36 protein-coding genes are annotated in these 25,509 nt (G+C 54.4%); 32 read left to right on the forward strand and 4 right to left on the reverse strand.

The annotated features are described in order from the left end of the window. Nucleotides 1–3 precede the first annotated feature (3 nt). The 6 genes from mdcC to mdcH all read left to right on the forward strand — a co-directional run bounded on the left by mdcC (nt 4) and on the right by mdcH (nt 4,528). Nucleotides 4–303 (forward strand): malonate decarboxylase acyl carrier protein, encoded by a 300-nt coding sequence (mdcC, locus tag O1722_RS01850; protein ID WP_000411786.1) that lies wholly within the window; start codon nt 4–6, stop codon nt 301–303. After that, nucleotides 296–1,129, forward strand: a complete 834-nt coding sequence (locus O1722_RS01855) for a biotin-independent malonate decarboxylase subunit beta (protein ID WP_017384167.1) — start codon at nt 296–298, stop codon at nt 1,127–1,129. Before mdcC ends, O1722_RS01855 begins: the two co-directional genes overlap by 8 nt. Further along, on the forward strand, nt 1,129–1,929 hold the full coding sequence (gene mdcE, locus O1722_RS01860; protein ID WP_032104009.1) for a biotin-independent malonate decarboxylase subunit gamma: 801 nt from the start codon (nt 1,129–1,131) through the stop codon (nt 1,927–1,929). Before O1722_RS01855 ends, mdcE begins: the two co-directional genes overlap by 1 nt. A 123-nt stretch (nt 1,930–2,052) precedes the next feature. Beyond that, nucleotides 2,053–3,012, forward strand: coding sequence for an AEC family transporter (locus O1722_RS01865; RefSeq protein WP_000222846.1), 960 nt, complete (start codon nt 2,053–2,055; stop codon nt 3,010–3,012). 2 nt (nt 3,013–3,014) lie between these two features. Continuing rightward, nucleotides 3,015–3,632, forward strand: a complete 618-nt coding sequence (locus O1722_RS01870) for a malonate decarboxylase holo-ACP synthase (RefSeq protein WP_033488046.1) — start codon at nt 3,015–3,017, stop codon at nt 3,630–3,632. Continuing rightward, a complete protein-coding gene (gene mdcH / locus O1722_RS01875; RefSeq protein WP_017693877.1) occupies nt 3,632–4,528 on the forward strand; it encodes a malonate decarboxylase subunit epsilon in 897 nt (298 codons plus the stop codon). The genes O1722_RS01870 and mdcH overlap by 1 nt, the downstream gene beginning before the upstream one ends. 85 nt (nt 4,529–4,613) lie before the next feature. Here mdcH and O1722_RS01880 read toward each other — a convergent pair whose 3' ends face one another. Together O1722_RS01880 and O1722_RS01885 are read right to left on the reverse strand one after the other, a co-directional pair. Continuing rightward, nucleotides 4,614–5,546 carry a LysR substrate-binding domain-containing protein gene (locus O1722_RS01880; protein ID WP_033488045.1) on the reverse strand — a complete coding sequence of 311 codons (933 nt, stop codon included), beginning with the start codon at nt 5,544–5,546 and terminating at the stop codon, nt 4,614–4,616. 15 nt (nt 5,547–5,561) lie between these two features. Continuing rightward, nucleotides 5,562–7,466 carry an ABC transporter ATP-binding protein gene (locus tag O1722_RS01885; protein ID WP_033488044.1) on the reverse strand — a complete coding sequence of 635 codons (1,905 nt, stop codon included), beginning with the start codon at nt 7,464–7,466 and terminating at the stop codon, nt 5,562–5,564. A 132-nt stretch (nt 7,467–7,598) separates the two neighbouring features. Here O1722_RS01885 and kefG point away from each other — a divergent pair, with 132 nt between their 5' ends. The 4 genes from kefG (at nt 7,599) to slyD (ending at nt 10,854) form a co-directional block, all read left to right on the forward strand. Further along, on the forward strand, nt 7,599–8,150 hold the full coding sequence (gene kefG / locus O1722_RS01890) for a glutathione-regulated potassium-efflux system ancillary protein KefG (protein WP_003861686.1): 552 nt from the start codon (nt 7,599–7,601) through the stop codon (nt 8,148–8,150). Further along, entirely contained in the window at nt 8,150–9,955 is a 1,806-nt protein-coding gene (gene kefB, locus O1722_RS01895) for a glutathione-regulated potassium-efflux system protein KefB (protein WP_033488043.1), read from the forward strand. The genes kefG and kefB overlap by 1 nt, the downstream gene beginning before the upstream one ends. 13 nt (nt 9,956–9,968) lie before the next feature. Then, the gene (locus tag O1722_RS01900) at nt 9,969–10,169 is read left to right on the forward strand and encodes a YheV family putative zinc ribbon protein (RefSeq protein ID WP_033488042.1); all 201 of its coding nucleotides are present in this window, start codon (nt 9,969–9,971) and stop codon (nt 10,167–10,169) included. A 94-nt stretch (nt 10,170–10,263) separates the two neighbouring features. Next, the gene (gene slyD / locus O1722_RS01905) at nt 10,264–10,854 is read left to right on the forward strand and encodes a peptidylprolyl isomerase (RefSeq protein ID WP_003861691.1); all 591 of its coding nucleotides are present in this window, start codon (nt 10,264–10,266) and stop codon (nt 10,852–10,854) included. Nucleotides 10,855–10,905: 51 nt separating this feature from the next. On the opposite strand, the gene O1722_RS01910 is transcribed toward slyD, so the two are convergent. Then, nucleotides 10,906–11,124 carry a protein SlyX gene (locus O1722_RS01910; protein ID WP_033488041.1) on the reverse strand — a complete coding sequence of 73 codons (219 nt, stop codon included), beginning with the start codon at nt 11,122–11,124 and terminating at the stop codon, nt 10,906–10,908. 238 nt (nt 11,125–11,362) lie between these two features. Here O1722_RS01910 and fkpA point away from each other — a divergent pair, with 238 nt between their 5' ends. The 11 genes from fkpA to bfr all read left to right on the forward strand — a co-directional run bounded on the left by fkpA (nt 11,363) and on the right by bfr (nt 19,563). Further along, nucleotides 11,363–12,181: an FKBP-type peptidyl-prolyl cis-trans isomerase gene (fkpA, locus tag O1722_RS01915; protein ID WP_003861695.1), complete on the forward strand. Its 819-nt coding sequence runs from the start codon at nt 11,363–11,365 to the stop codon at nt 12,179–12,181. 166 nt (nt 12,182–12,347) lie between these two features. Further along, nucleotides 12,348–13,070 (forward strand): helix-turn-helix transcriptional regulator, encoded by a 723-nt coding sequence (locus O1722_RS01920; RefSeq protein ID WP_003861697.1) that lies wholly within the window; start codon nt 12,348–12,350, stop codon nt 13,068–13,070. Then, complete coding sequence (tusD, locus tag O1722_RS01925) at nt 13,070–13,456, forward strand: sulfurtransferase complex subunit TusD (RefSeq protein WP_033488040.1); 387 nt, start codon at nt 13,070–13,072, stop codon at nt 13,454–13,456. Before O1722_RS01920 ends, tusD begins: the two co-directional genes overlap by 1 nt. Next, nucleotides 13,456–13,815 (forward strand): sulfurtransferase complex subunit TusC, encoded by a 360-nt coding sequence (gene tusC / locus O1722_RS01930; protein WP_003861700.1) that lies wholly within the window; start codon nt 13,456–13,458, stop codon nt 13,813–13,815. The genes tusD and tusC overlap by 1 nt, the downstream gene beginning before the upstream one ends. Before the next feature lie 7 nt (nt 13,816–13,822). Further along, nucleotides 13,823–14,110 carry a sulfurtransferase complex subunit TusB gene (gene tusB, locus O1722_RS01935; RefSeq protein ID WP_015571409.1) on the forward strand — a complete coding sequence of 96 codons (288 nt, stop codon included), beginning with the start codon at nt 13,823–13,825 and terminating at the stop codon, nt 14,108–14,110. Between the two features lie 124 nt (nt 14,111–14,234). Continuing rightward, a complete protein-coding gene (gene rpsL / locus O1722_RS01940) occupies nt 14,235–14,609 on the forward strand; it encodes a 30S ribosomal protein S12 (protein ID WP_000246815.1) in 375 nt (124 codons plus the stop codon). Between the two features lie 96 nt (nt 14,610–14,705). Continuing rightward, the gene (gene rpsG / locus O1722_RS01945) at nt 14,706–15,176 is read left to right on the forward strand and encodes a 30S ribosomal protein S7 (protein ID WP_003861706.1); all 471 of its coding nucleotides are present in this window, start codon (nt 14,706–14,708) and stop codon (nt 15,174–15,176) included. A gap of 96 nt (nt 15,177–15,272) precedes the next feature. Further along, on the forward strand, nt 15,273–17,387 hold the full coding sequence (gene fusA, locus O1722_RS01950; protein WP_006812195.1) for an elongation factor G: 2,115 nt from the start codon (nt 15,273–15,275) through the stop codon (nt 17,385–17,387). Between the two features lie 69 nt (nt 17,388–17,456). Further along, nucleotides 17,457–18,641 carry an elongation factor Tu gene (gene tuf / locus O1722_RS01955; protein WP_017693880.1) on the forward strand — a complete coding sequence of 395 codons (1,185 nt, stop codon included), beginning with the start codon at nt 17,457–17,459 and terminating at the stop codon, nt 18,639–18,641. A 178-nt stretch (nt 18,642–18,819) separates the two neighbouring features. Continuing rightward, nucleotides 18,820–19,014, forward strand: coding sequence for a bacterioferritin-associated ferredoxin (gene bfd / locus O1722_RS01960; protein ID WP_003863268.1), 195 nt, complete (start codon nt 18,820–18,822; stop codon nt 19,012–19,014). Between the two features lie 72 nt (nt 19,015–19,086). Next, nucleotides 19,087–19,563, forward strand: a complete 477-nt coding sequence (gene bfr / locus O1722_RS01965; RefSeq protein ID WP_003863270.1) for a bacterioferritin — start codon at nt 19,087–19,089, stop codon at nt 19,561–19,563. Between the two features lie 7 nt (nt 19,564–19,570). Here the strand turns inward: bfr and O1722_RS01970 are convergent, their stop codons facing one another. Beyond that, nucleotides 19,571–20,020 (reverse strand): prepilin peptidase, encoded by a 450-nt coding sequence (locus tag O1722_RS01970; RefSeq protein ID WP_479954420.1) that lies wholly within the window; start codon nt 20,018–20,020, stop codon nt 19,571–19,573. 380 nt (nt 20,021–20,400) lie between these two features. Here O1722_RS01970 and rpsJ point away from each other — a divergent pair, with 380 nt between their 5' ends. The 11 genes from rpsJ to rpsQ are packed head-to-tail and all read left to right on the forward strand — an operon-like array spanning nt 20,401 to nt 25,357. Further along, on the forward strand, nt 20,401–20,712 hold the full coding sequence (gene rpsJ, locus O1722_RS01975; RefSeq protein WP_001181005.1) for a 30S ribosomal protein S10: 312 nt from the start codon (nt 20,401–20,403) through the stop codon (nt 20,710–20,712). A gap of 32 nt (nt 20,713–20,744) precedes the next feature. Then, complete coding sequence (rplC, locus tag O1722_RS01980; protein WP_003863274.1) at nt 20,745–21,374, forward strand: 50S ribosomal protein L3; 630 nt, start codon at nt 20,745–20,747, stop codon at nt 21,372–21,374. A 10-nt stretch (nt 21,375–21,384) separates the two neighbouring features. After that, entirely contained in the window at nt 21,385–21,990 is a 606-nt protein-coding gene (gene rplD / locus O1722_RS01985; RefSeq protein ID WP_000424395.1) for a 50S ribosomal protein L4, read from the forward strand. Next, on the forward strand, nt 21,987–22,289 hold the full coding sequence (gene rplW, locus O1722_RS01990) for a 50S ribosomal protein L23 (RefSeq protein WP_000617546.1): 303 nt from the start codon (nt 21,987–21,989) through the stop codon (nt 22,287–22,289). Before rplD ends, rplW begins: the two co-directional genes overlap by 4 nt. Before the next feature lie 17 nt (nt 22,290–22,306). Then, nucleotides 22,307–23,128 carry a 50S ribosomal protein L2 gene (rplB, locus tag O1722_RS01995; RefSeq protein ID WP_000301859.1) on the forward strand — a complete coding sequence of 274 codons (822 nt, stop codon included), beginning with the start codon at nt 22,307–22,309 and terminating at the stop codon, nt 23,126–23,128. 16 nt (nt 23,129–23,144) lie between these two features. Then, nucleotides 23,145–23,423 carry a 30S ribosomal protein S19 gene (gene rpsS, locus O1722_RS02000; protein ID WP_001138117.1) on the forward strand — a complete coding sequence of 93 codons (279 nt, stop codon included), beginning with the start codon at nt 23,145–23,147 and terminating at the stop codon, nt 23,421–23,423. 14 nt (nt 23,424–23,437) lie between these two features. Beyond that, nucleotides 23,438–23,770 (forward strand): 50S ribosomal protein L22, encoded by a 333-nt coding sequence (gene rplV, locus O1722_RS02005; RefSeq protein ID WP_002919773.1) that lies wholly within the window; start codon nt 23,438–23,440, stop codon nt 23,768–23,770. Nucleotides 23,771–23,787: 17 nt separating this feature from the next. Further along, nucleotides 23,788–24,489, forward strand: coding sequence for a 30S ribosomal protein S3 (gene rpsC / locus O1722_RS02010; RefSeq protein ID WP_000529945.1), 702 nt, complete (start codon nt 23,788–23,790; stop codon nt 24,487–24,489). Nucleotides 24,490–24,501: 12 nt separating this feature from the next. Beyond that, nucleotides 24,502–24,912 (forward strand): 50S ribosomal protein L16, encoded by a 411-nt coding sequence (gene rplP / locus O1722_RS02015; RefSeq protein WP_002919759.1) that lies wholly within the window; start codon nt 24,502–24,504, stop codon nt 24,910–24,912. Next, complete coding sequence (gene rpmC / locus O1722_RS02020) at nt 24,912–25,103, forward strand: 50S ribosomal protein L29 (RefSeq protein ID WP_003863282.1); 192 nt, start codon at nt 24,912–24,914, stop codon at nt 25,101–25,103. Before rplP ends, rpmC begins: the two co-directional genes overlap by 1 nt. Then, complete coding sequence (rpsQ, locus tag O1722_RS02025) at nt 25,103–25,357, forward strand: 30S ribosomal protein S17 (protein WP_002438707.1); 255 nt, start codon at nt 25,103–25,105, stop codon at nt 25,355–25,357. The genes rpmC and rpsQ overlap by 1 nt, the downstream gene beginning before the upstream one ends. Nucleotides 25,358–25,509 lie beyond the last annotated feature (152 nt).

The raw sequence follows: 25,509 nt of genomic DNA on the forward strand, positions 1-25,509 counted from the left end.
GTTATGGAAAAAATCACATTGACCGTGCCCGCCAGCCGCGAAGTAAGCGGCAGGGCGCTGGCAGGGGTCGTCGGTTCCGGGGATATGGAGGTGCTTTTCACCGCCGAACCGGGCCAGACCTTAACCATTGATATCACCACCTCCGTCGACAACAGCCGCGGGCGCTGGGAGGCATTGTTCAACCGCCTGCAAACCGTCAGCAGCCTGCCCGCCGGTAAGCTGACCATCCACGACTTCGGCGCGACGCCGGGCGTGGCACGCATTCGTATCGAACAGGTTTTTGAAGGGGTGAACCATGCGTGATGACAGCAGCTTTATCGAATTAAAAGCGCGCCAGCGTGCGCAGGCGCTGCTCGACGACGGCAGCTACCGCGAACTGCTGGATCCGTTTGAAGGCATTATCTCTCCGTGGCTTGGGCCACAGGGGATTGTTCCTCAGGCCGATGACGGCATGGTGGTCGCGAAAGGGACCATCAACGGCCAGCCTGCGGTGGTGGTGGCGATTGAAGGCACCTTCCAGGGCGGCAGCATGGGCGAAGTGTCCGGCGCCAAAATGGCGGCAGCGCTGGAGCTGGCGGCGGAAGATAACCGCAACGGCATTCCGACTCAGGCGGTGCTGTGCCTCGAAACCGGCGGCGTACGTTTGCAGGAAGCCAACCTCGGCCTGGCGGCGATTGCCGATATCCACGCCGCGATCGTTGACCTGCGTCGCTATACCCCGGTCGTCGGGATTGTCGCCGGGACCGTGGGCTGCTTCGGTGGGATGTCTATCGCCGCGGCGCTGTGCAGCTACCTGATTGTGACCCGCGAAGCGCGGCTCGGCCTCAACGGTCCGCAGGTTATCGAGCAGGAAGCGGGCATTGAAGAGTATGACTCCCGCGACCGTCCGTTTATCTGGAGCATGACCGGCGGCGAAGTACGCTTTGAAAGCGGGCTGGTGGACGCGCTGGTGGGCGACGGCGTGAACGCGGTGAAAGCCGCGATGAACGAAGCCATCGCCAAAGGCGTACCGGCGAAACATCGCACCGATAACTACGACGATTACCTGAACCGTCTGACGAATTTCGACACCCGCAAACAGGCCGATGCCGAACAGATTAAAGCGCTTTTTGCCCGGGAGGTGAAATGATGACTAACTCAATTAGCCGTGGCGAACTCTGGCTGGAAACTCTGGCCCCGAACGCGAAACGTCTGGAGGGGTTATGCCCGTCCGTGCAGGCCGCAGACGGCGAGCTAAACGGTGAAACGGTGCGTTTTGTCGCCGTGGTGCCGGACGCCAACAACCACTTCCCGCGCGCGGCGCAGGGTGAAGTCGGCCTGCTGGAAGGATGGACGCTGGCAAAAGTGGTCAGCGAAACCGTCGCCGCCGACGCAGATAAAGCCGTGAAGCGCCCGATTGTGGCGGTAATCGACGTCCCAAGCCAGGCCTATGGCCGTCGCGAAGAGGCGTTTGGTATCCACCAGGCGCTGGCCGGCGCCGCTGCCGCCTACGCTAATGCGCGGCTGGCGGGTCATCCGGTGATTGGTCTTATCGTCGGTAAGGCCATGTCCGGCGCGTTTCTGGCGCACGGCTACCAGGCTAACCGTCTGATTGCCTTCAACGATAAAGGCGTGCTGATCCATGCCATGGGCAAAGAGTCTGCGGCGCGCATTACGCTGCGTACCGTTGAGGCGCTGGAAAAACTGGCTGCAACCATTCCGCCAATGGCGTATGACATCAGCAACTACGCCACGCTGGGGCTGCTTTCCGACCTGCTGGATATCAGCAATCCGGATGCCCCTACCGAAAGCGATCTGACGCGGGTGAAAACCACCCTGCAACAGGCCATCAGCGACGCGCGTCAGGACACCACGTTGAAAAACCGTCTGGGTGCTGACAACCGCCGCAGCTCGGCGCTCGTACGTGAACGTATGCGAGCCAGCTGGTAAGTAAAAAGAGACCTGCCAGATGCATCACCCCGTGGGCGCGCCCGTTGCGTCCACGCGGGAACCTGCATCCTGAAAATAATAAACATCGCGCCAGTGCTTAAACTTTTTTACTACAGGTGATTTATGACTTACGTAATTGTTCATGCTCTTGCACCGATTTTCGTCATCATGCTGCTGGGATTCTGGGCCGGTAAGGCAAAGATGGTCGATAACAAAAATGTTTCCCTGCTGAATATCTTCGTGATGGATTTTGCACTCCCGGCTGCGCTGTTCAGCGCCACCGTGCAAACCCCGTGGACCGGCATCGTGGCGCAGTCGCCGCTGATCCTGGTGCTCACCCTGGCGATGTGGATCACCTATGCGGTCATCTACTTCCTCGCGACGAAAGTGTTTAAAAAATCCCCGCAGGATGCGGCCGTGCTGACGCTTACCGTCGCCCTGCCAAACTACGCGGCGCTTGGCCTGCCGATTCTGGGCAGCGTGCTGGGCGAAGGCCCTTCAACCTCACTGTCCGTGGCGGTCTCCATCGCCTGTGGTTCAGTGTTGATGACCCCGTTCTGCCTGCTGATTCTGGAGCGTGAGAAAGCCCGCGCCGAAGGCAATAACTCGGGTTCAACGCTTTCCATGCTGCCGGTGCTGATGTGGCGTTCCATTAAAAAACCGATCGTGATGGGCCCGCTGCTGGGTGTGATCCTGTCCGCTATCGGCATCAAAATGCCGGAGCTGGTACTGGCGGCGATTAAACCGCTGGGACTGTCTGCGACCGCTGCGGCGCTGTTCCTGACCGGGGTGATCCTCTCCGCGCGTAAACTTCAGATCAACACCATGGTGATCACTTCCACTATCGCCAAGCTGCTGATCCAGCCAGCGATCGCCTGGGGTATCGTTTTAATCTTCGGTCTGCACGGCTCCGTGGCGATCACCGCCATCCTGATGATTGCGCTGTCCGCGGGCTTCTTTGGCGTGGTGTTCGGTAACCGCTTTGGCGTGCAGTCGCCGGATGCTGAAGCCGTGCTGCTGTTGAGCTCCGTACTGTGTATCCTGTCGCTGCCGCTGTTTATCTCGCTGACTTCAGGAATGTAATCATGACCACAACATTACGCCCACACGACCTCATCTGGCTTACCGCGCGCGACGCCCTGGAAGGGATTACCGAATCCTGGGTGGACGCGGCCTGGCATGCCGGACTACCGGTAGTGGTGCGGCGTGATGTTGATAATGAAGGCCGTATTCCCGTTGGCGTGCGCGGATTGCGCCGCGACCAGCGGGCGGGCGGATGGGTGAAGCCTGAGAACGTGTTGCGCGTGGTGTCGCCCGAAGATTTGAGCGTTGCCGCCGACCTGCTGCGTTCGCCGTTTATCACTCAGCCGCCGGTTCAGGTGGCGCTTCAGCTTGCGCAGCAGTCGTGGCCGTGGACGTGGGGGATAACCGGCAGTACGGGTTACGCGCTGGCGACCGGCATTCCGGTGATCCACGCCGACAGCGATCTCGATCTGCTCATCCGCGCCCCGCGTGCCGTTTCCCCTGAGGCGTTTACTGGCTGGCAGGCTCAGCTCAGCCGTGCGTTGTGCCGGGCGGATACGCAGGTGGACACGCCCGAGGGCGGATTCGCGCTGGCGGAATGGTTACGCGACGGCAAAACGCTGCTAAAAACGCAATGTGGACCGCGCCTGGTGGCGGATCCATGGCACAGGGAGGAGTAATGAAAATACTGTTTACCTTCCCGGGGCAGGGCACACAGCATGAAGGTATGCTGCAAAACCTGCCGGGAACGGAGCTGGAGCAGGCCCGTGCTGTGCTGGGGGCGGAAGTCGATACCCTGGACAGCGCATGCTCGTTAACCCACACCCGTGCGGTTCAGCTTTCGCTGTTGATTGCCGGCGTGGCGTGGGCGCGCGAGCTGGAACGTCGCGGCGTGTCGCCGGATATCGTCAGCGGGCTGTCCATTGGCGCTTATCCTGCGGCGGTTATCGCCGGCGCGCTGGACTTTACGGACGCGCTGAAGCTGGTGGCGTTGCGCGGCGATCTGATGGAGCAGGCGTATCCTCACGGCTACGGCCTGACGGCAATTATGGGGTTGACCCTGCCGCAGGTGGAAAACCTGATTCAGGGGACAGGAACCTATATTGCTAACCTGAACGCCGAAACGCAAATCGTGATTGCCGGAGCCGATGACGGCATGGCGCAGGTGGCGGAGCGCGCCCTGGCAAAAGGCGCGAGCAAGGCTAAGCGGCTGGCGGTGAGCGTACCGTCGCACTGTGAACTGCTGGCGGAACCGGCGCAGAAGCTGGTGGCAGCATTTAATTCGGTCACGCTTTCACGTCCGCGCTGTGCGTACCTGAGCGGCAGTACCGGACGCGTGCTCTGGCAGCCGGAGAAAATTGCCGACGATCTGGCGATGAATATGGCGCGAACCGTGCGCTGGCAGGAGGCGGTGATTTCCGCTAACGAGCGTGAAGCGCGGCTGGCGATTGAGATGCCGCCAGGGGGCATCCTGACCTGTCTGACGCGGCAGGCGGCGTGGGAAGGTGAATCCATTTCGCTGGAGCGCAGCGGGGTGGACGTGGCGGTGCATCTGGCGGGTCGGCTTCGTGCATGAGTTTTTAGCCCGGTGGCGCTACGCTTACCGGGCCTACAATTCGGGAGTAGGCCCGGTAAGGCGCAGCCGCCACCGGGCAATAACATCAGGCACTATCCTGCAAACTTCTCGCATACATCCGCCCTTCGGCGGCCAGCGCGCGCAGGCTCGGATCCTGCTCGCGGTTGCGGGCAAAGACGATCGCAATCAGCTGCTGCATCTGGTACGGCTGCGCCAGCTTCAACAGTTGCACGGAATTCTCGTAGACCTTCTTCATCCTTCCCGGCATCAGCGTAAAGCCGACGCCCGCCTGCACCAGGCTGAGCATTGAGAAAATGTCGTTCACCCGGGTAACAATCTCTGGTTCAAACCCGGCGATATGGAACGCTTCCTGGAACCCGGCGTAGGTCGCAAAGCCTTCTGCAAGCGCGACAAATTTCTGATCTTTGTAATCGCGGAGATCCGCTGGCCCGTGGGTATTCAGCGTGGCAGAGGCCGGTGCGGCAAGGAAAATATCGTCATGGAACAGAGGAAGCACTTCGAGGCTGTTACGGTCGATATCGCTTTCGGAAATAGAGATTAAAATCGCATCCAGCGATCCCTCATCCAGCATATGGAGCAGGGTTTCGTTCGAGCCCATCGTCAGATCCATCTCCAGATCCGGACGGCGCAGCTTCATGCCCATTATCAGGCGCGGCACGGTTTCCAGCGTCAGCGAGTAGAGCGTGCCGACGCGCAACCGTCCCTGGCCGATACCGGCGATCTTGCGCGACTCTTCCAGCCCGCGCTCCATCACCTGCATCACCTCCTGACAATACTCCAGCAGCGTCCACGCGGAGGGGAGGGCAATCAGGTTACGCCCTTTGTGAGCAAAGAGCGGGCAGCGGACGTTCTCTTCGAGGGTATGCAGCGCGCGGTGCACGCTGACACCGCTCAGGCCGAGCGTTTCGGCGGTACGTGCGATATTGCCCTTCTCCATGAACGTCATGAAGATGCTGAGCTTACGGAATGTAATCTCGCTCGTGGTATCGAAGCCCATAACCCTCCCGGCGTGTTAGTCGGCTTGCAGCATCGCTTCCAGCTGTTCCTGCGCGTCCAGCCATGCCATTTCGCACTCTTCGAGGCTGGATTTGGTTTTCGCCTGAGTTTGCAGACAGTCCGTCAGCTCCGCTTTGCGGCTCTGATCGTACAGTTCGCTGTCGCCCAGCTTCTCTTCGACGGCAGCAAGCGTGGCGTTGAGCTTTTCCATCTCTTTTTCGAGACGGGCAATCTCTTTACGCAGCGGCTGCGTCTGGGTGCGCAGTTCCGCTTCACGGCGCTTCTGGTCTTTACGCGCCTGGGCGCTGTTGGCGTTGTCTTTCGCTAACTCTTCCGGCTGGTTTTCCTGCTTCTGCACGTCCGTCAGCCACTGCTGGTAATCTTCCAGATCGCCGTCGAACGGCTCCACTTTGCCGCCGTGCACCAGATAGAGATCGTCGGTGGTGGAGCGGATCAGGTGGCGGTCGTGCGATACGACAACCAGCGCTCCTTCGAACTCGATCAGCGCTTCGGTCAGCGCCTGGCGCATGTCGAGATCGAGGTGGTTGGTCGGTTCATCAAGCAGCAGCAGGTTTGGACGCTGCCAGACGATCAGCGCCAGCACCAGACGGGCCTTTTCGCCGCCGGAGAAACGCGCTGTATTTTCCGTCACCTTATCGCCCTGGAAGCCAAAGCCGCCGAGGTAGTCGCGCAGTTTCTGCTCCATCTCCTGCGGCGCCAGGCGCGCCAGGTGCTGGATCGGCGATTCATCCGCGCGTAAAAATTCCAGCTGATGCTGGGCGAAGTAACCAAGCTTGATGCCTTTCGCCAGGCCGATTTCGCCGCTGACCGGGTTAAGCTCGCCCGCCAGCAGCTTGATCAGCGTCGATTTACCGGCGCCGTTACGTCCCAGCAGACCAATGCGTGAACCTGGCACCAGGTTGAGCTTGATAGAGTCGAGGATAATGCGATCGCCATAGCCCGCGCTCACTTTTTCCATTTTCAGCAGCGGGTTCGGCAGGCTCTCCGGCTCGCGGAAGCTGAAGTGGAATGGGTTATCCACGTGCGCGGGAGCGATCATCTCCATGCGTTCCAGCATCTTGATGCGGCTCTGCGCCTGCTTGGCTTTTGACGCCTTGGCCTTGAAGCGATCCACAAAGCTTTGCAGGTGCGCCACGCGCTGCTGCTGGCTTTCATACATCGCCTGCTGCTGGGCAAGGCGCGTCGCGCGCTGGCGCTCGAAAGAGCTGTAGTTGCCGGTGTATTCGAACATGCTTTGCTGTTCGATATGAATGATTTTATCCACTACCGGATCGAGGAAGTCGCGGTCGTGAGAGATCAGAATCAGAGTGCCCTGATAGCTCTTGAGCCACTTCTCCAGCCAAATAACCGCATCAAGATCGAGGTGGTTGGTTGGTTCATCGAGCAGCAAAAGGTCGGAGCGGCAGATCAGCGCCTGGGCCAGGTTAAGGCGCATGCGCCAGCCGCCCGAGAAATCGCTCACCGGGCGTTCAAGCTGTTCGTTGCTGAAACCCAGACCGTGCAGCAGGCTGGAGGCACGGGAGCGAATGGTCCAGGCATCGATGGCGTCCAGCTTGCCGTGGACGGTGGCGATGGCGTGGCCGTCGTTACGTTCGTTGGCGGCGTTGAGCTCCGCTTCGAGCTTGCGGTATTCACGATCGCCGTCGATAACATAGTCGAGCGCGGGTTCGCTCAGTGCGGGCGTCTCCTGGTTCACCCAGGCGAGCTGCCAGTTGCCCGGGAAGGTAAAGTTACCGCCATCCGCGCTTATCTCGTTTTTCAGCAGCGCCAGCAGGGTGGATTTACCGCAGCCGTTTTTGCCGACCAGCCCCACTTTCTGGCCCGGGTTGATGGTAGCAGTCGCGTTATCCAGCAGGACGCGCACGCCGCGACGAATTTGTAACGAGGAGAAAACAATCATAGAAGCGCCGTATGTTCCGACTATGTTAATTTGTCATTATGATAATGTAAGGTGTGGGCCATTTTCCCCACCGGGCCGCCATGGTAGCCCAAAACGACAACAATACACAAAAACAGAACCGGGAGGGGAGTGATGTCTCAGACAGCGAAAGTGCTGCTGCTGTATGCCCATCCGGAATCACAGGACTCGGTGGCGAACCGGGTGCTGCTTAAGCCGGCCACACAGCTCAGTAACGTAACGGTGCACGATCTCTACGCGCACTATCCCGATTTTTTTATCGATATTCCTTACGAGCAGGAACTGCTGCGTCAGCACGACGTGATTGTGTTCCAGCATCCGCTTTATACCTACAGCTGTCCGGCGCTGCTCAAAGAGTGGCTGGACCGCGTGCTGAGCCGGGGCTTCTCCAGCGGGGTGGGGGGCAACCAGCTGGCGGGAAAGTACTGGCGGAGTGTCATTACCACCGGTGAGCCGGAAAGCGCTTACCGTCACGACGGGCTGAACCGTTACCCCATGAGCGACATTCTGCGGCCGTTTGAGCTGACGGCGGCGATGTGCCGTATGCACTGGATGAGCCCGATTATTATCTACTGGGCACGGCGGCAGGATCCGAAAGCACTGGCGAGCCATGCCAGGGCCTATGGCGAATGGCTGGCGTCACCGATTCCGGCGGGAGGACGCTAATGGACGGTTCGAATTTACTCCTTGCCGGGGTGCTGTTTTTGTTTGCCGCCGTCGTCGCGGTCCCGCTTGCCGCGCGTCTCGGCATTGGCGCGGTGCTGGGCTATTTGCTGGCGGGGATCGCCATTGGCCCCTGGGGGCTTGGGTTTATCAGCGATGTGGATGAAATTCTCCACTTCTCCGAGCTGGGCGTGGTCTTCCTGATGTTTATCATCGGGCTGGAGCTGAACCCCGCCAAGCTGTGGCAACTGCGGCAATCTATTTTTGGCGTCGGGGCGGCGCAGGTGTTACTCAGCGCGGCCATTCTCGCGGGACTGCTGATATTGACGCAGTTTTCCTGGCAGGCCGCGGTGATTGGCGGGATCGGTCTTGCGATGTCGTCGACGGCGATGGCGCTTCAGCTGATGCGCGACAAAGGGATGAACCGCAACGAGGCGGGGCAGCTGGGTTTTTCGGTGCTGCTGTTCCAGGATTTAGCGGTGATCCCGGCGCTGGCGCTGGTGCCGCTGCTGGCGGGCTCCGGAGACGATCATTTCGACTGGATGAAGATTTCCATGAAGGTGCTGGCCTTCGCGGGGATGCTGATCGGCGGACGGTTTTTACTGCGTCCGGTATTCCGGTTTATTGCCGCATCCGGCGTGCGCGAGGTATTCACCGCCGCAACGCTGCTGCTGGTGCTTGGCTCAGCGCTGTTTATGGATGCGCTGGGGCTGTCGATGGCGCTTGGGACGTTTATCGCCGGGGTGCTGCTTGCGGAAAGCGAGTATCGCCACGAGCTGGAGACCGCCATCGATCCGTTTAAGGGGCTGCTGTTAGGGCTGTTCTTTATCTCGGTGGGTATGGCGCTTAATCTTGGCGTGCTCTATACCCATCTGCTGTGGGTTATTGCGAGTGTCGCCGTGCTGGTGGCGGTCAAAACGCTGGTGCTGTATGTCCTCGCGAGGATTTACGGGCTGCGCAGCTCGGAAAGAATGCAGTTTTCCAGCGTGTTAAGCCAGGGTGGAGAATTTGCGTTTGTGCTGTTTTCCACGGCGTCGTCTCAGAAGCTGTTCAAAGATGACCAGATGGCGCTGCTGCTGGTGACGGTTACGCTGTCGATGATGACCACGCCGCTGCTGATGAAGCTGGTGGACAAACTGCTGTCGCGCCGCCTGAATCCCGCAGACGATGAAGATGAAGCGCCGTGGGTGGAAGATGATAAACCGCAGGTGATCGTCGTGGGCTTTGGTCGCTTCGGACAGGTGATTGGTCGCCTGTTGATGGCGAATAAAATGCGCATTACGGTGCTGGAGCGCGATATCAGCGCCGTCAACCTGATGCGCAAATATGGTTATAAGGTGTACTACGGCGATGCGACGCAGCTTGAGCTGTTGCGCTCGGCGGGGGCAGAGGCTGCGGAGTCCATCGTCATCACCTGCAACGATCCGGAAGACACAATGAAGCTGGTGGAGCTGTGTCAGCAGCATTTCCCGCATCTGCATATTCTGGCGCGTGCGCGCGGACGTGTTGAGGCTCACGAACTTTTGCAGGCGGGTGTGAAACACTTCTCCCGCGAAACCTTCTCCAGCGCGCTGGAGCTGGGACGCAAGGCGCTGGTTTCGCTGGGTATGCATCCTCATCAGGCGCAACGCGCCCAGATGCATTTCCGCCGGCTGGATATGCGAATGCTGCGTGAACTGATGCCCGTGCACAGCGACACGGCGCAGATCTCCCGCGTGCGGGAAGCGCGTCGCGAACTGGAGGAGATCTTCCAGCGTGAGATGCAACAGGAACGACGCCAGCTCGACGGCTGGGATGAATTTGAATAAAGGGTAACGAAAGATGGCTGTACGTAAACGCTTTATCGCGGGCGCAAAATGCCCTTCCTGCCAGGCGCAAGATACGCTGGGCATGTGGCGTGAAAATAATATCGATATCGTTGAATGTGTTAAGTGCGGTCACCAGATGCGTGAGGCCGATAAAGAAGCCCGCGATCACGTTCGCAAAGAAGAGCAAGTGATCGGCATTTTTCATCCAGACTAGCGATATGCTCTGAGTTTTTTTAAGCTTAAGGGTACACGGGTGCAGATTTCCGCTACAATCTGCGCCAGCAATTTTCCCACGCTCAGGAGATATCATGAAAGTAGCAAAAGACCTGGTGGTCAGCCTGGCCTATCAGGTACGTACAGAAGACGGTGTGTTGGTTGATGAGTCTCCGGTGAGTGCGCCGCTGGACTACCTGCATGGTCACGGTTCCCTGATTTCCGGCCTGGAAACGGCGCTGGAAGGCCATGAAGTTGGCGACAAATTCGACGTTGCTGTAGGCGCGAACGACGCTTACGGTCAGTATGATGACAACCTGGTTCAGCGCGTTCCTAAAGACGTATTCATGGGCGTTGACGAGTTGCAGGTTGGCATGCGCTTCCTGGCGGAAACTGACCAGGGTCCGGTTCCGGTTGAAATCACTGAAGTGGAAGACGACCACGTTGTGGTTGACGGCAACCACATGCTGGCGGGTCAGAACCTGAAGTTCAACGTAGAAGTTGTTGCGATCCGTGAAGCGACCGAAGAAGAGCTGGCTCATGGCCACGTTCACGGTGCGCACGGTCACGATCATGACCACGATCACGGCCACGATGGCTGCTGTGGTGGTCACGGCCACGACCATGGTCATGACCACGGCCACGGTAAAGGTGGTTGCGGTAACGGCGGCTGCGGTTGCCACTGATTCCGTACTCCGGAAAATAAAAAAGCGGGATAATCCCGCTTTTTTTACGCCTCAATAATGAGGTGGTGGTGTCTCTTCTGACTGAGAGGCAATGTTTGACGTCTGCGTGGCCTTCAGCTTTTCCGTCAGCAGGCGCATGTGATCGCGCAGTTTTGCCATTTCAAGCTCATGGGCCGTCACGGTCTGATTCAGTTCTTCGATGGTGATGTCCTGAAAAGCCAGGCGGCTTTCCAGCTCAGCCAGTCTCGCTTCGATCGTTGTATCCTTCATCATTCACCTCGTTTATCTCTCATTCGCCATAATGGACCAGCGGCGGCGAAGTTTAGCTGACTTTTTCCTTAAGTACAGTATCCATCTCCCTGACAAGAAACTTATTTAAACAAAAATAGTCTGAAAAGAAGCGACATTCGGGGGAGTCTGTCTGTAGATTTCTTCCGCAACGTTTTATAGTACGTCACTCATTTACGTTTAACACTGGGGTGAGAGACCTCAGGTCCTGGAGATATGGATGAAATCACTGTTTAAAGTTACGCTGCTGGCGACCACTATGGCTGTAGCGCTCAATGCGCCGCTGTCTTTCGCTGCTGATACTGCTGCGAAGCCTGCTGCGACTACAGACAGCAAAGCGGCATTCAAAAATGACGACCAGAAATCCGCCTACGCACTTGGCGCGTCTCTGGGTCGTTACATGGAAAACTCTCTGAAAGAACAAGAGAAACTGGGCATCAAACTGGACAAAAACCAGCTGATCGCAGGGGTTCAGGATGCGTTCGCAGACAAGAGCAAACTGTCTGACCAGGAAATCGAGCAGACTCTGCAAGCGTTTGAAGCGCGCGTGAAAGGCGCCGCTCAGACCAAGATGGAAGCAGACGCTAAAGATAACGAAGCGAAAGGCAAAGCCTACCGCGACAAGTTCGCTAAAGAGAAAGGCGTTAAAACCTCTTCTACTGGCCTGATCTATAAAGTTGAGAAAGAAGGTACCGGCGACGCGCCTAAAGACAGCGACACCGTTGTGGTGAACTACAAAGGTACGCTGATCGACGGTAAAGAGTTCGATAACTCTTATACCCGCGGTGAGCCTCTCTCCTTCCGTCTGGATGGTGTGATCCCGGGCTGGACCGAAGGCCTGAAGAACATCAAGAAAGGCGGTAAAATCAAGCTGGTCATCCCACCGGATCTGGCTTACGGCAAAACCGGCGTTCCGGGTATCCCGGCTAACTCCACGCTGGTATTTGATGTAGAACTGCTGGACATCAAACCGGCGCCGAAAGCGGATGCGAAAACAGACGCACCGGCTGACGACAAAGCCGCAGCAGCTAAGAAGTAATGCTGAAAAAAACCGCCGCCTTTACAGGCGGCGGTTTTTTATTGTGGGGCAGATATAATTAACACTGGAAAGCGTTATACACGCTGTATTAATTTAGTTGTCCGTGTAGATAATGAGCCTGCCCTGAAAACCTAACGACAGGCTCCTGAAAAGGAGTGTTTTTTTCATGTCCAGGTCGCTTTTAACCAACGAAACCAGTGAACTTGATTTGCTGGATCAACGTCCATTTGACCAGACCGACTTCGATATTCTGAAATCCTACGAAGCGGTAGTGGACGGGTTAGCGATGCTCATTGGTTCCCACTGCGAAATCGTATTGCATTCCCTGCAAGATCTTAAGTGTTCCGCTATCCGCATTGCGAATGGTGAGCACACTGGCCGTAAAATTGGTTCGCCAATCACCGACCTTGCATTGCGTATGTTGCATGACATGACCGGCGCGGACAGCAGCGTCTCAAAATGCTATTTCACCCGCGCCAAAAGTGGCGTGCTGATGAAATCAGAAACGATCGCGATTCGAAATCGCGAACACCGGGTAATCGGTTTGCTGTGCATCAACATGAACCTTGATGTGCCATTCTCGCAAATCATGAGCACCTTCATCCCGCCAGAAACGCCGGACGTGGGCTCATCGGTGAACTTTGCTTCTTCGGTTGAGGATCTCGTGACCCAGACGCTGGAGTTCACCATTGAAGAGGTGAATGCCGATCGCAACGTATCCAACAACGCCAAGAATCGTCAGATCGTCCTGAACCTCTATGAGAAAGGGATTTTTGATATCAAAGATGCCATCAACCAGGTGGCCGATCGCCTGAATATCTCCAAACACACGGTTTACCTCTATATTCGCCAGTTCAAAAGCGGCGACTTCCTGGGACAAGACAAGTAATGCGTTTTGCGTTAATGGTGACGGGCCCGGCGTACGGTACCCAGCAGGCCAGCAGCGCGCTACAGTTTGCCCATGCGCTGCTTGATGCCGGTCATGAACTGGCAAGCGTCTTCTTTTATCGCGAAGGCGTATATAACGCGAACCAGTTTACGTCTCCGGCGAGCGATGAGTTTGACCTCGTGCGCGCCTGGCAAAAATTAAATGAAACGCAGGGCGTTGACCTGCATATCTGCGTCGCGGCGGCACTGCGTCGCGGCGTGACGGATGTGACCGAAGCCGAACGCCTTAGTCTGGCGGGGGCTAACCTGCAACCGGGCTTTTCGCTCAGCGGACTGGGTGCCCTGGCACAGGCGGCGTTGACCTGCGACAGAGTGGTGCAATTTTGATGAAGCGCGTAGCGTTTGTTTTTACTTCTGCGCCGCATGGCAGCGCTTCAGGCCGGGAAGGGCTGGATGCATTGCTCGCGACATCGGCTTTAACCGAAGATATCGGCGTCTTCTTTTTAGGCGATGGCGTATTCCAGCTTCTGGCAGGCCAACAACCGCAGGCCATTCTTGCGCGCGACTACATTGCGACCTTCAAAGTTCTGCCGCTCTATGACATTGAAACCTTCTATGTGTGCGCCGACTCGCTGGCCGCGCGTGGGTTAAACGAGAAAACACCGTTCGTGCTGGACGTGACGATCCTGACATCTGCTGCGCTGCGCGAACAACTCTCTCACTACGATACCGTTCTGACTTTCTGAGGCTGTCATGCTCCATACCCTGAGCCGTTCACCGTGGCAATGCGATATCGACACGTTACTGAGCATGCTGCGCGAAGGTGATGATCTGCTGCTGATTCAGGATGGCGTGCTTGCGGCGCTTGAAGGCAGCCGTTTTGTTGAAATCCTCGCTAATGCCCCCATAACAGTCTCTGCGCTGAAAGAGGATCTGGATGCGCGGGGTCTTTCTGGTCAAATTTCAGCCAAAATTGACGTGGTTGGCTATACTGATTTCGTCAATCTTACTGTGACGCACGCCAGTCAAATGAACTGGTGATTTGAGATCGCTGTATATTTCTTGACACCTTTTCGACGTAGCCCTAAAATTTCGCGTCCTCATATTGTATGAGGTCGTTTTATTACGTGTTTACGAAGCAAAAGCTAAAACCAGGAGCTATTTAATGGCAACAGTTAACCAGCTGGTACGCAAACCACGTGCACGCAAAGTTGCAAAAAGCAACGTGCCTGCGCTGGAAGCCTGCCCGCAGAAACGTGGCGTATGTACTCGTGTATATACCACCACTCCTAAAAAACCAAACTCCGCACTGCGTAAAGTATGCCGTGTGCGTTTGACTAACGGTTTCGAAGTGACTTCCTACATCGGTGGTGAAGGTCACAACCTTCAGGAGCACTCCGTGATCCTGATCCGTGGCGGTCGTGTTAAAGACCTTCCGGGTGTTCGTTACCACACCGTTCGTGGTGCGCTGGACTGCTCAGGTGTTAAAGACCGTAAGCAGGCTCGCTCCAAGTACGGCGTGAAGCGTCCTAAGGCTTAATGGTTCTCCGTTAAGTAAGGCCAAACTGATTTATCTTAATGTCAAACTAAACTCGTAGAGTTTTGGACAATCCTGAATTAACAACGGAGTAATCCCATGCCACGTCGTCGCGTCATTGGTCAGCGTAAAATTCTTCCAGATCCGAAATTCGGATCAGAACTGCTGGCAAAATTTGTAAATATCCTGATGGTAGATGGTAAAAAATCTACCGCAGAAGCAATCGTATACAGCGCGCTGGAGACCCTGGCTCAGCGTTCTGGTAAAAATGAACTGGAAGCCTTCGAAGTCGCTCTCGACAACGTGCGCCCGACTGTAGAAGTTAAGTCTCGCCGCGTTGGTGGTTCTACTTATCAGGTTCCAGTTGAAGTTCGTCCGGTTCGTCGTAATGCTCTGGCAATGCGTTGGATCGTTGAAGCTGCTCGTAAACGCGGTGATAAATCCATGGCTCTGCGTCTGGCGAACGAACTTTCTGATGCTGCGGAAAACAAAGGTACCGCAGTTAAGAAACGTGAAGACGTTCACCGTATGGCAGAAGCCAACAAGGCGTTCGCACACTACCGTTGGTAATCCCTTCGGAGTCGTAGTCACCAGGCGGGCGCTTCAGAGAAGCCGCCCGCTCTGGGTAACTTAACTGAACGCCTAAAGATATAAACGAGGAATCAAATGGCTCGTACAACACCCATCGCACGCTACCGTAACATCGGTATCAGTGCGCACATCGACGCCGGTAAAACCACTACTACCGAACGTATTCTGTTCTACACCGGTGTAAACCATAAAATCGGTGAAGTTCATGACGGCGCAGCCACCATGGACTGGATGGAACAGGAGCAGGAGCGTGGTATTACTATCACCTCCGCAGCGACTACTGCATTCTGGTCAGGTATGGCTAAGCAGTACGAACCGCATCGCGTAAACATCATCGACACCCCAGGGCACGTTGACTTCACCATCGAAGTTGAACGTTCCATGCGTGTTCTTGACGGCGCGGTAATGGTTTATTGCGCAGTTGGTGGTGTTCAGCCACAGTCTGAAACCGTATGGCGTCAGGCAAACAAATATAAAGTTCCACGCATCGCGTTCGTTAACAAAATGGACCGTATGGGTGCTAACTTCCTGAAAGTTGTTGGCCAGATCAAAACCCGTCTGGGCGCGAACCCTGTTCCGCTTCAGCTGGCAATTGGTGCTGAAGAAGGTTTCACCGGCGTTATCGACCTGGTGAAAATGAAAGCCATCAACTGGAACGAAGCAGATGCGGGCGTTACCTTCGAATACGAAGATATCCCGGCAGAGATGCAGGACCTGGCTGACGAATGGCACCAGAACCTGATCGAATCCGCAGCAGAAGCTTCTGAAGAGCTGATGGAGAAATACCTGGGTGGTGAAGAACTGTCTGAGCAAGAGATCAAATCTGCTCTGCGTCAGCGCGTTCTGAACAACGAAATCATCCTGGTAACCTGTGGTTCTGCGTTCAAGAACAAAGGTGTTCAGGCGATGCTGGATGCGGTAGTTGACTACCTGCCATCCCCGGTTGACGTTCCTGCGATCAACGGCATCCTGGACGACGGTAAAGATACTCCGGCTGAGCGTCACGCAAGTGATGACGAGCCGTTCTCTGCACTGGCGTTCAAAATTGCTACCGACCCATTCGTGGGTAACCTGACCTTCTTCCGCGTTTACTCTGGTGTGGTTAACTCTGGTGACACCATCCTGAACTCCGTGAAAGCGGCGCGTGAACGTTTTGGCCGTATCGTACAGATGCACGCTAACAAACGTGAAGAGATCAAAGAAGTTCGTGCGGGCGACATCGCTGCTGCTATCGGTCTGAAAGACGTGACCACTGGTGACACCCTGTGTGACCCGGATCACCCGATCATTCTGGAGCGTATGGAATTCCCTGAGCCGGTAATCTCCATCGCAGTTGAACCAAAAACCAAAGCTGACCAGGAAAAAATGGGTCTGGCTCTGGGCCGTCTGGCGAAAGAAGACCCATCATTCCGCGTATGGACTGATGAAGAATCTAACCAGACCATCATCGCTGGTATGGGTGAACTGCACCTGGACATCATCGTTGACCGTATGAAGCGTGAATTCAACGTTGAAGCGAACGTGGGTAAACCTCAGGTTGCTTACCGCGAAGCGATTCGCGCGAAAGTTACCGATGTTGAAGGTAAACACGCTAAGCAGTCTGGTGGTCGCGGTCAGTACGGTCACGTTGTGATCGACATGTACCCACTGGAGCCGGGCTCTAACCCTAAAGGTTACGAGTTCATCAACGACATCAAAGGTGGTGTAATTCCTGGCGAATACATCCCTGCCGTTGATAAAGGCATCCAGGAGCAGCTGAAAGCTGGTCCTCTGGCTGGTTACCCGGTTGTAGACATGGGTGTTCGTCTGCACTTCGGTTCTTACCACGACGTTGACTCCTCTGAACTGGCGTTTAAACTGGCTGCGTCTATTGCCTTTAAAGAAGGCTTTAAGAAAGCAAAACCAGTTCTGCTTGAGCCGATCATGAAGGTTGAAGTAGAAACTCCTGAAGAGAACACCGGTGACGTTATCGGTGACTTGAGCCGTCGTCGCGGTATGCTGCGTGGTCAGGAATCCGAAGTAACTGGCGTTAAGATCCACGCTGAAGTTCCGCTGTCTGAAATGTTCGGATATGCGACTCAGCTGCGTTCTCTGACCAAAGGTCGTGCATCATACACTATGGAATTCCTGAAGTATGATGATGCGCCGAACAACGTTGCTCAGGCCGTTATCGAAGCCCGTGGTAAGTAATCCACAGGATTAAAACCTAAGTCCCGTGCTCTCTCCGAAGGGGAGAGCACTATAGTAAGGAATATAGCCGTGTCTAAAGAAAAATTTGAACGTACAAAACCGCACGTCAACGTTGGTACTATCGGCCACGTTGACCATGGTAAAACTACCCTGACTGCTGCAATCACCACCGTACTGGCTAAAACCTACGGCGGTGCTGCTCGTGCTTTCGACCAGATCGATAACGCACCAGAAGAAAAAGCTCGTGGTATCACCATCAACACCTCTCACGTTGAGTATGACACCCCGACTCGCCACTACGCACACGTAGACTGCCCAGGCCACGCCGACTATGTTAAAAACATGATCACCGGTGCTGCGCAGATGGACGGCGCGATCCTGGTTGTTGCTGCGACTGACGGCCCTATGCCTCAGACTCGTGAGCACATCCTGCTGGGTCGTCAGGTAGGCGTTCCTTTCATCATCGTGTTCCTGAACAAATGTGACATGGTTGATGACGAAGAGCTGCTGGAACTGGTAGAGATGGAAGTTCGTGAACTGCTGTCTCAGTACGATTTCCCAGGCGACGACACTCCAATCGTTCGTGGTTCCGCGCTGAAAGCGCTGGAAGGCGAAGCAGAGTGGGAAGAGAAAATCATCGAACTGGCTGGCTACCTGGATTCTTACATCCCAGAACCAGAGCGTGCGATTGACAAGCCATTCCTGCTGCCAATCGAAGACGTATTCTCCATCTCCGGTCGTGGTACCGTTGTTACCGGTCGTGTAGAGCGCGGTATCATCAAAGTTGGTGAAGAAGTTGAAATCGTTGGTATCAAAGAGACTGCGAAGTCTACCTGTACTGGCGTTGAAATGTTCCGCAAACTGCTGGACGAAGGCCGTGCTGGTGAGAACGTTGGTGTTCTGCTGCGTGGTATCAAACGTGAAGAAATCGAACGTGGTCAGGTTCTGGCGAAGCCAGGCTCAATCAAGCCACACACCAAGTTCGAATCTGAAGTGTACATTCTGTCCAAAGACGAAGGCGGCCGTCATACTCCGTTCTTCAAAGGCTACCGTCCACAGTTCTACTTCCGTACAACTGACGTGACCGGTACCATCGAACTGCCAGAAGGCGTAGAGATGGTAATGCCAGGCGACAACATCAAGATGGTTGTGACGCTGATCCACCCAATCGCGATGGACGACGGTCTGCGTTTCGCAATCCGTGAAGGCGGCCGTACCGTTGGCGCGGGCGTTGTTGCTAAAGTTCTGGGCTAATTAATTATCCCTGAAATAAAAAGGACGCTCCGGCGTCCTTTTTTGTTTTCTGCCGTTGGGGCATTGTCATAAAAATTCGCATTTTTTGCTTTCTCCCGCCACGTATTCCGACGCCCGCGCTATTGTAATCATAACCATTCTCACTTACACTTTGCGCATATTTTGAACGGGAGTCTTTATGTACGTTTGTTTATGTAATGGTGTAAGCGACAAAAAAATTCGTCAGGCCGTTCGCCAGTTTCAACCACAATCTTTCCAGCAGCTTCGCAAGTTTGTTCCGGTGGGAAATCAATGCGGTAAATGCGTTCGCGCAGCGCGTGAGATCATGCAGGACGAACTGATGCAGATCCCGGAATTCAAAGAGATCGCGTAAGCCTCTATCTTTTTTTTGACATCCCCGTAGCCCGATCTACGCTTCAATGAGTGGAAGCGGAGGGACTATATAATGAAAGGTGATGTTAAAATCATAAGTTATCTCAATAAATTATTGGGAAATGAGCTTGTCGCAATCAATCAGTATTTTCTCCATGCAAGAATGTTTAAAAACTGGGGACTGACTCGCCTCAACGATGTTGAATACCATGAGTCCATTGATGAAATGAAACACGCCGATAAATACATTGAGCGTATTTTATTCCTCGAAGGCATTCCTAACCTACAGGATCTCGGAAAACTGGGCATCGGAGAAGATGTCGAAGAGATGCTGCGTTCTGATCTCCGGCTGGAGCTGGAGGGTGCAAAAGATCTGCGTGAAGCCATTGCCTATGCGGACAGCGTACATGACTACGTCAGCCGCGATATGATGATCCAGATCCTGGCCGATGAAGAAGGGCACATCGACTGGCTTGAGACCGAACTGGATCTCATTAGCAAAATTGGCCTACAGAACTACCTTCAGTCTCAGATCAAAGTGGAAAGTTAATCAGGCTTTACCAGCCAACGCATAAACCCGCTGCCGCCAGAAATGGCCCAAAAGGCAGTGGGTTTTTTAATGCCTGCTTATCAGGGGTAAATAACGAGAAAGCAACCAGATACAGCAGAGCCATTAACGCGGCCACTAATGCAAGTATTGGTAGTACACACCAGCCATGCCATGCCCCCAGCGCCGCCAGATATTTTATGTCGCCATATCCCATCCCTTCACGTCGGCAGATGAGACGGTATCCCCAATAGATAATGGCGAATCCGGCGTATCCTGCCATCGCACCCACTACCGCGCTCGGCAAAAAATCAGGATGGAGACAAAGCTGGTAGAGCAGGCCCGTCCATAGCAGCGGGCAAAGAAATTTATCGGGAAGAAGCCCCGTGCGAATATCGGTGCGAACAAGCAAGGCCGATAACGCAAAATAGATCAGCAGAAAGGGGAGGGACAGTAGCATAGCGAGAGCCTCAAAATGGTTTGAGCGCATACTCGTAATAATCTGCATGCCCGGCAATGTGTAAAAACAGCAATTGCGTAGCGGCTTCAGACAAAGAGTTGAGAAGGGATACTTTGCATAAAAAATTGCGCGGCCTTACGTATAGTACGTCTTTGGCGCTTAATTTCTAAACGGCACTTGCGTCTTTCTCTGATTTACGTATAATGCGCGGGCTTGTCGTAATTGACGGCGGGTTCAATCTGAACCAGAGTAGCTCACTTTGTTACTCAACAATGCTCCCAATTGGGGAGCTACGTAAGAACGGTTACACTCTCCCATCAATCGTAATGGGTTTGAGGAGTAATCATTTTCGTTTATAAAATAATTGGAGCTCTGGTCTCATGCAGAACCAAAGAATCCGTATCCGCCTTAAAGCGTTTGATCATCGTCTGATCGATCAATCAACCGCGGAAATCGTCGAGACTGCTAAGCGCACTGGTGCGCAAGTCCGTGGTCCGATCCCGCTGCCGACCCGCAAAGAGCGCTTTACCGTTCTGATCTCTCCGCACGTTAACAAAGATGCGCGTGATCAGTACGAAATCCGCACTCACAAGCGTCTGGTTGACATCGTTGAGCCAACTGAGAAAACCGTTGATGCTCTGATGCGTCTGGATCTGGCTGCCGGTGTAGACGTGCAGATCAGCCTGGGTTAATCAGGTCATCGAGCGATTGAGAGGTTGAAACAATGATTGGTTTAGTCGGTAAAAAAGTGGGTATGACCCGCATCTTCACTGAAGATGGCGTTTCTATCCCAGTAACCGTAATCGAAGTTGAAGCAAACCGCGTTACTCAGGTTAAAGATCTGGCTAACGATGGCTACCGCGCTATTCAGGTTACCACTGGTGCTAAAAAAGCTAACCGTGTAACCAAACCAGAAGCGGGTCACTTCGCTAAAGCTGGCGTTGAAGCTGGCCGTGGTCTGTGGGAATTCCGTCTTGCTGAAGGCGAAGAGTTCACCGTAGGTCAGGACATTAGCGTTGAGCTGTTTGCTGACGTTAAAAAAGTTGACGTAACCGGTACCTCTAAAGGTAAAGGTTTTGCTGGTACCGTTAAGCGCTGGAACTTCCGTACCCAGGACGCTACTCACGGTAACTCCTTGTCTCACCGCGTTCCGGGTTCTATCGGTCAGAACCAGACTCCGGGCAAAGTGTTCAAAGGCAAGAAAATGGCAGGTCAGCTGGGCAACGAACGTGTAACCGTTCAGAGCCTGGACGTAGTACGTGTTGACGCTGAGCGCAACCTGCTGCTGGTTAAAGGTGCGGTCCCGGGTGCAACCGGTAGCGACCTGATCGTTAAACCAGCTGTGAAGGCGTAAGGGGATAGCAATGGAATTAGTATTGAAAGACGCGCAGAGCGCGCTGACTGTTTCCGAAACTACCTTCGGTCGTGATTTCAACGAAGCGCTGGTTCACCAGGTTGTTGTTGCTTATGCAGCTGGTGCTCGTCAGGGTACTCGTGCTCAGAAGACTCGTGCTGAAGTAACTGGTTCAGGCAAAAAGCCATGGCGCCAGAAAGGTACCGGCCGTGCGCGTTCAGGTTCTATCAAGAGCCCGATCTGGCGTTCAGGTGGCGTGACCTTCGCTGCGCGTCCACAGGACCACAGTCAAAAAGTTAACAAAAAGATGTACCGCGGCGCGCTGAAAAGCATTCTGTCCGAACTGGTACGTCAGGATCGTCTGATCGTTGTCGAGAAGTTCTCTGTTGAAGCGCCTAAAACTAAGCTGCTGGCACAGAAACTGAAAGACATGGCTCTGGAAGATGTGCTGATCATCACCGGTGAGCTGGACGAGAACCTGTTCCTGGCCGCGCGTAACCTGCACAAGGTTGACGTACGCGACGCGACTGGTATCGACCCGGTTAGCCTGATCGCCTTCGACAAAGTCGTAATGACTGCTGATGCTGTTAAGCAAGTTGAGGAGATGCTGGCATGATTCGTGAAGAACGTCTGCTGAAGGTGCTGCGCGCACCGCACGTTTCTGAAAAAGCGTCTACTGCGATGGAAAAAACAAACACCATCGTTCTCAAAGTTGCTAAAGACGCGACCAAAGCAGAGATCAAAGCTGCTGTGCAGAAACTGTTTGAAGTCGAAGTCGAAGTCGTTAACACCCTGGTAGTTAAAGGGAAAGTTAAACGTCACGGACAGCGTATCGGTCGTCGTAGCGACTGGAAAAAAGCTTACGTCACCCTGAAAGAAGGCCAGAACCTGGACTTCGTTGGCGGCGCTGAGTAAGTCGGAGGAGTAATACAATGGCAGTTGTTAAATGTAAACCGACATCTCCGGGTCGTCGCCACGTAGTTAAAGTGGTTAACCCTGAGCTGCACAAGGGCAAACCTTTTGCTCCGTTGCTGGAAAAAAACAGCAAATCCGGTGGTCGTAACAACAATGGCCGTATCACCACTCGTCACATCGGTGGTGGCCACAAGCAGGCTTATCGTATTGTTGACTTCAAACGCAACAAAGACGGTATCCCAGCAGTTGTTGAGCGTCTTGAGTACGATCCGAACCGTTCCGCGAACATCGCGCTGGTTCTGTACAAAGATGGCGAACGCCGTTACATCCTGGCCCCTAAAGGCCTGAAAGCTGGCGACCAGATTCAGTCTGGCGTTGATGCTGCAATCAAAGCAGGCAACACCCTGCCGATGCGCAATATCCCGGTTGGTTCTACCGTTCATAACGTAGAAATGAAACCAGGTAAAGGCGGTCAGCTGGCGCGTTCCGCGGGTACTTACGTTCAGATCGTTGCGCGTGACGGTGCTTATGTCACCCTGCGTCTGCGTTCTGGTGAAATGCGTAAAGTCGAAGCAGACTGCCGCGCTACTCTGGGCGAAGTTGGCAATGCTGAGCATATGCTGCGCGTTCTGGGTAAAGCTGGTGCTGCACGCTGGCGTGGTGTTCGTCCTACCGTTCGCGGTACTGCGATGAACCCAGTCGACCACCCACATGGTGGTGGTGAAGGTCGTAACTTTGGTAAGCACCCGGTAACTCCGTGGGGCGTTCAGACCAAAGGTAAGAAGACCCGCAGCAACAAGCGTACTGATAAATTTATCGTACGTCGCCGTAGCAAATAATTTTAGAGGATAAGCCATGCCACGTTCTCTCAAGAAAGGTCCTTTTATTGACCTGCACTTGCTGAAGAAGGTAGAGAAAGCGGTGGAAAGCGGAGACAAGAAGCCCCTGCGCACTTGGTCCCGTCGTTCAACGATCTTTCCTAACATGATCGGTTTGACCATCGCTGTCCATAATGGTCGTCAGCACGTTCCAGTCTTTGTTACCGACGAAATGGTTGGTCACAAACTGGGTGAATTCGCACCGACTCGTACTTATCGCGGCCACGCTGCTGATAAAAAAGCGAAGAAGAAATAAGGTAGGAGGAAGAGATGGAAACTTTAGCTCAACATCGCCATGCTCGTTCTTCTGCACAGAAGGTTCGCCTTGTTGCTGACCTGATTCGCGGTAAGAAAGTGTCGCAGGCCCTGGACATCCTGACCTATACCAACAAGAAAGCTGCGGTATTGGTCAAGAAAGTACTGGAATCTGCCATTGCTAACGCTGAACACAACGATGGCGCTGACATCGACGATCTGAAAGTCGCGAAAATTTTCGTAGATGAAGGCCCAAGCATGAAGCGCATTATGCCGCGTGCGAAAGGTCGTGCAGATCGCATCCTGAAGCGCACCAGCCACATTACTGTGGTTGTGTCCGATCGCTGAGACTCTGGAGACTAGCAATGGGTCAGAAAGTACATCCTAATGGTATTCGCCTGGGTATTGTAAAACCATGGAACTCTACCTGGTTTGCGAACACCAAAGAATTCGCTGACAACCTGGACAGCGATTTTAAAGTACGTCAGTACCTGACTAAGGAACTGGCTAAAGCGTCTGTATCTCGTATCGTTATCGAGCGTCCAGCTAAGAGCATCCGTGTGACTATTCACACTGCTCGCCCTGGCATCGTTATCGGTAAGAAAGGCGAAGACGTAGAAAAACTGCGCAAGGTCGTAGCTGATATCGCTGGCGTTCCTGCACAGATCAATATCGCTGAAGTTCGTAAGCCTGAACTGGACGCTAAATTGGTTGCTGACAGCATCACTTCTCAGCTGGAACGTCGCGTTATGTTCCGTCGTGCTATGAAGCGTGCTGTACAGAACGCAATGCGTCTGGGCGCTAAAGGTATCAAAGTTGAAGTTAGCGGCCGTCTGGGCGGCGCGGAAATCGCACGTACCGAATGGTACCGCGAAGGTCGCGTACCGCTGCACACTCTGCGTGCTGACATCGACTACAACACCTCTGAAGCGCACACCACTTACGGTGTAATCGGCGTTAAGGTATGGATCTTCAAAGGTGAGATCCTGGGTGGTATGGCTGCTGTTGAACAACCGGAAAAACCGGCTGCTCAACCTAAAAAGCAGCAGCGTAAAGGCCGTAAATAAGGAGCGTCGCTGATGTTACAACCAAAGCGTACAAAATTCCGTAAAGTGCACAAAGGCCGCAACCGTGGTCTGGCGCAGGGTACGGATGTTAGCTTCGGCACTTTCGGTCTGAAAGCTGTTGGCCGTGGTCGTCTGACTGCACGTCAGATCGAAGCAGCACGTCGTGCAATGACCCGTGCAGTTAAGCGTCAAGGTAAGATCTGGATCCGTGTATTCCCGGACAAACCGATCACCGAGAAGCCACTGGAAGTTCGTATGGGTAAAGGTAAAGGTAACGTGGAGTACTGGGTTGCCTTGATCCAACCGGGCAAAGTCCTTTATGAAATGGACGGTGTTCCGGAAGAGCTGGCCCGTGAAGCCTTCGGCCTGGCAGCAGCGAAACTGCCTATCAAAACCACCTTTGTAACTAAGACGGTGATGTAATGAAAGCAAAAGAGCTGCGTGAAAAAAGCGTTGAAGAGCTGAACGCTGAGCTGCTGAACCTGCTGCGTGAGCAGTTCAACCTGCGTATGCAGGCTGCAAGTGGCCAGCTGCAACAGACTCACCTGCTGAAGCAAGTGCGTCGCAATGTTGCGCGCGTTAAGACTTTACTGACTCAGAAGGCGGGTGCGTAATGACCGATAAAATCCGTACTCTGCAAGGTCGTGTTGTTAGCGATAAAATGGAGAAATCCATTGTTGTAGCTATCGAACGTTTTGTGAAACACCCGATCTACGGTAAATTCATCAAGCGTACGACCAAACTGCACGTACATGACGAGAACAACGAATGTGGTATCGGCGACAAGGTTGAAATCCGTGAATGCCGTCCACTGTCCAAGACTAAGTCCTGGACGCTGGTTCGCGTTGTAGAGAAAGCGGTTCTGTAATAGAGTACGCATTCTCAATACGAATAAACGGCTCAGCGATGAGCCGTTTATTTTTTCTACCCATATTGCAGAAGCGGTGTTATAATGCCGCGCCCTCGATATGGGGCTTTTTAACGGCTCTGATTTTAGAGTCTCAGGTAGTAGTTGACATT

The sequence above is a fragment of the Enterobacter cloacae complex sp. HYC003_NIDB genome (genome assembly GCF_056673375.1).

Excerpts from the sequence above, each read along its gene's own strand:
- O1722_RS01885 (WP_033488044.1), bottom strand. The coding sequence starts at position 7,466 with ATGATTGTTTTCTCCTCGTTACAAATTCGTCGCGGCGTGCGCGTCCTG.
- fkpA (WP_003861695.1), top strand. The coding sequence starts at position 11,363 with ATGAAATCACTGTTTAAAGTTACGCTGCTGGCGACCACTATGGCTGTA.
- rpsL (WP_000246815.1), top strand. The coding sequence starts at position 14,235 with ATGGCAACAGTTAACCAGCTGGTACGCAAACCACGTGCACGCAAAGTT.
- rplP (WP_002919759.1), top strand. The coding sequence starts at position 24,502 with ATGTTACAACCAAAGCGTACAAAATTCCGTAAAGTGCACAAAGGCCGC.
- tusC (WP_003861700.1), top strand. The coding sequence starts at position 13,456 with ATGAAGCGCGTAGCGTTTGTTTTTACTTCTGCGCCGCATGGCAGCGCT.
- fusA (WP_006812195.1), top strand. The coding sequence starts at position 15,273 with ATGGCTCGTACAACACCCATCGCACGCTACCGTAACATCGGTATCAGT.
- O1722_RS01865 (WP_000222846.1), top strand. The coding sequence starts at position 2,053 with ATGACTTACGTAATTGTTCATGCTCTTGCACCGATTTTCGTCATCATG.
- mdcC (WP_000411786.1), top strand. The coding sequence starts at position 4 with ATGGAAAAAATCACATTGACCGTGCCCGCCAGCCGCGAAGTAAGCGGC.
- O1722_RS01880 (WP_033488045.1), bottom strand. The coding sequence starts at position 5,546 with ATGGGCTTCGATACCACGAGCGAGATTACATTCCGTAAGCTCAGCATC.
- O1722_RS01920 (WP_003861697.1), top strand. The coding sequence starts at position 12,348 with ATGTCCAGGTCGCTTTTAACCAACGAAACCAGTGAACTTGATTTGCTG.
- rpmC (WP_003863282.1), top strand. The coding sequence starts at position 24,912 with ATGAAAGCAAAAGAGCTGCGTGAAAAAAGCGTTGAAGAGCTGAACGCT.
- mdcH (WP_017693877.1), top strand. The coding sequence starts at position 3,632 with ATGAAAATACTGTTTACCTTCCCGGGGCAGGGCACACAGCATGAAGGT.
- rplC (WP_003863274.1), top strand. The coding sequence starts at position 20,745 with ATGATTGGTTTAGTCGGTAAAAAAGTGGGTATGACCCGCATCTTCACT.
- mdcE (WP_032104009.1), top strand. The coding sequence starts at position 1,129 with ATGACTAACTCAATTAGCCGTGGCGAACTCTGGCTGGAAACTCTGGCC.
- rplD (WP_000424395.1), top strand. The coding sequence starts at position 21,385 with ATGGAATTAGTATTGAAAGACGCGCAGAGCGCGCTGACTGTTTCCGAA.
- rplV (WP_002919773.1), top strand. The coding sequence starts at position 23,438 with ATGGAAACTTTAGCTCAACATCGCCATGCTCGTTCTTCTGCACAGAAG.
- rpsQ (WP_002438707.1), top strand. The coding sequence starts at position 25,103 with ATGACCGATAAAATCCGTACTCTGCAAGGTCGTGTTGTTAGCGATAAA.
- bfr (WP_003863270.1), top strand. The coding sequence starts at position 19,087 with ATGAAAGGTGATGTTAAAATCATAAGTTATCTCAATAAATTATTGGGA.
- tusB (WP_015571409.1), top strand. The coding sequence starts at position 13,823 with ATGCTCCATACCCTGAGCCGTTCACCGTGGCAATGCGATATCGACACG.
- O1722_RS01970 (WP_479954420.1), bottom strand. The coding sequence starts at position 20,020 with ATGCTACTGTCCCTCCCCTTTCTGCTGATCTATTTTGCGTTATCGGCC.
- rplW (WP_000617546.1), top strand. The coding sequence starts at position 21,987 with ATGATTCGTGAAGAACGTCTGCTGAAGGTGCTGCGCGCACCGCACGTT.
- rpsC (WP_000529945.1), top strand. The coding sequence starts at position 23,788 with ATGGGTCAGAAAGTACATCCTAATGGTATTCGCCTGGGTATTGTAAAA.
- bfd (WP_003863268.1), top strand. The coding sequence starts at position 18,820 with ATGTACGTTTGTTTATGTAATGGTGTAAGCGACAAAAAAATTCGTCAG.
- rpsG (WP_003861706.1), top strand. The coding sequence starts at position 14,706 with ATGCCACGTCGTCGCGTCATTGGTCAGCGTAAAATTCTTCCAGATCCG.
- O1722_RS01870 (WP_033488046.1), top strand. The coding sequence starts at position 3,015 with ATGACCACAACATTACGCCCACACGACCTCATCTGGCTTACCGCGCGC.
- O1722_RS01900 (WP_033488042.1), top strand. The coding sequence starts at position 9,969 with ATGGCTGTACGTAAACGCTTTATCGCGGGCGCAAAATGCCCTTCCTGC.
- tusD (WP_033488040.1), top strand. The coding sequence starts at position 13,070 with ATGCGTTTTGCGTTAATGGTGACGGGCCCGGCGTACGGTACCCAGCAG.
- kefG (WP_003861686.1), top strand. The coding sequence starts at position 7,599 with ATGTCTCAGACAGCGAAAGTGCTGCTGCTGTATGCCCATCCGGAATCA.
- rpsJ (WP_001181005.1), top strand. The coding sequence starts at position 20,401 with ATGCAGAACCAAAGAATCCGTATCCGCCTTAAAGCGTTTGATCATCGT.
- slyD (WP_003861691.1), top strand. The coding sequence starts at position 10,264 with ATGAAAGTAGCAAAAGACCTGGTGGTCAGCCTGGCCTATCAGGTACGT.
- rplB (WP_000301859.1), top strand. The coding sequence starts at position 22,307 with ATGGCAGTTGTTAAATGTAAACCGACATCTCCGGGTCGTCGCCACGTA.
- O1722_RS01855 (WP_017384167.1), top strand. The coding sequence starts at position 296 with ATGCGTGATGACAGCAGCTTTATCGAATTAAAAGCGCGCCAGCGTGCG.
- rpsS (WP_001138117.1), top strand. The coding sequence starts at position 23,145 with ATGCCACGTTCTCTCAAGAAAGGTCCTTTTATTGACCTGCACTTGCTG.
- kefB (WP_033488043.1), top strand. The coding sequence starts at position 8,150 with ATGGACGGTTCGAATTTACTCCTTGCCGGGGTGCTGTTTTTGTTTGCC.
- O1722_RS01910 (WP_033488041.1), bottom strand. The coding sequence starts at position 11,124 with ATGAAGGATACAACGATCGAAGCGAGACTGGCTGAGCTGGAAAGCCGC.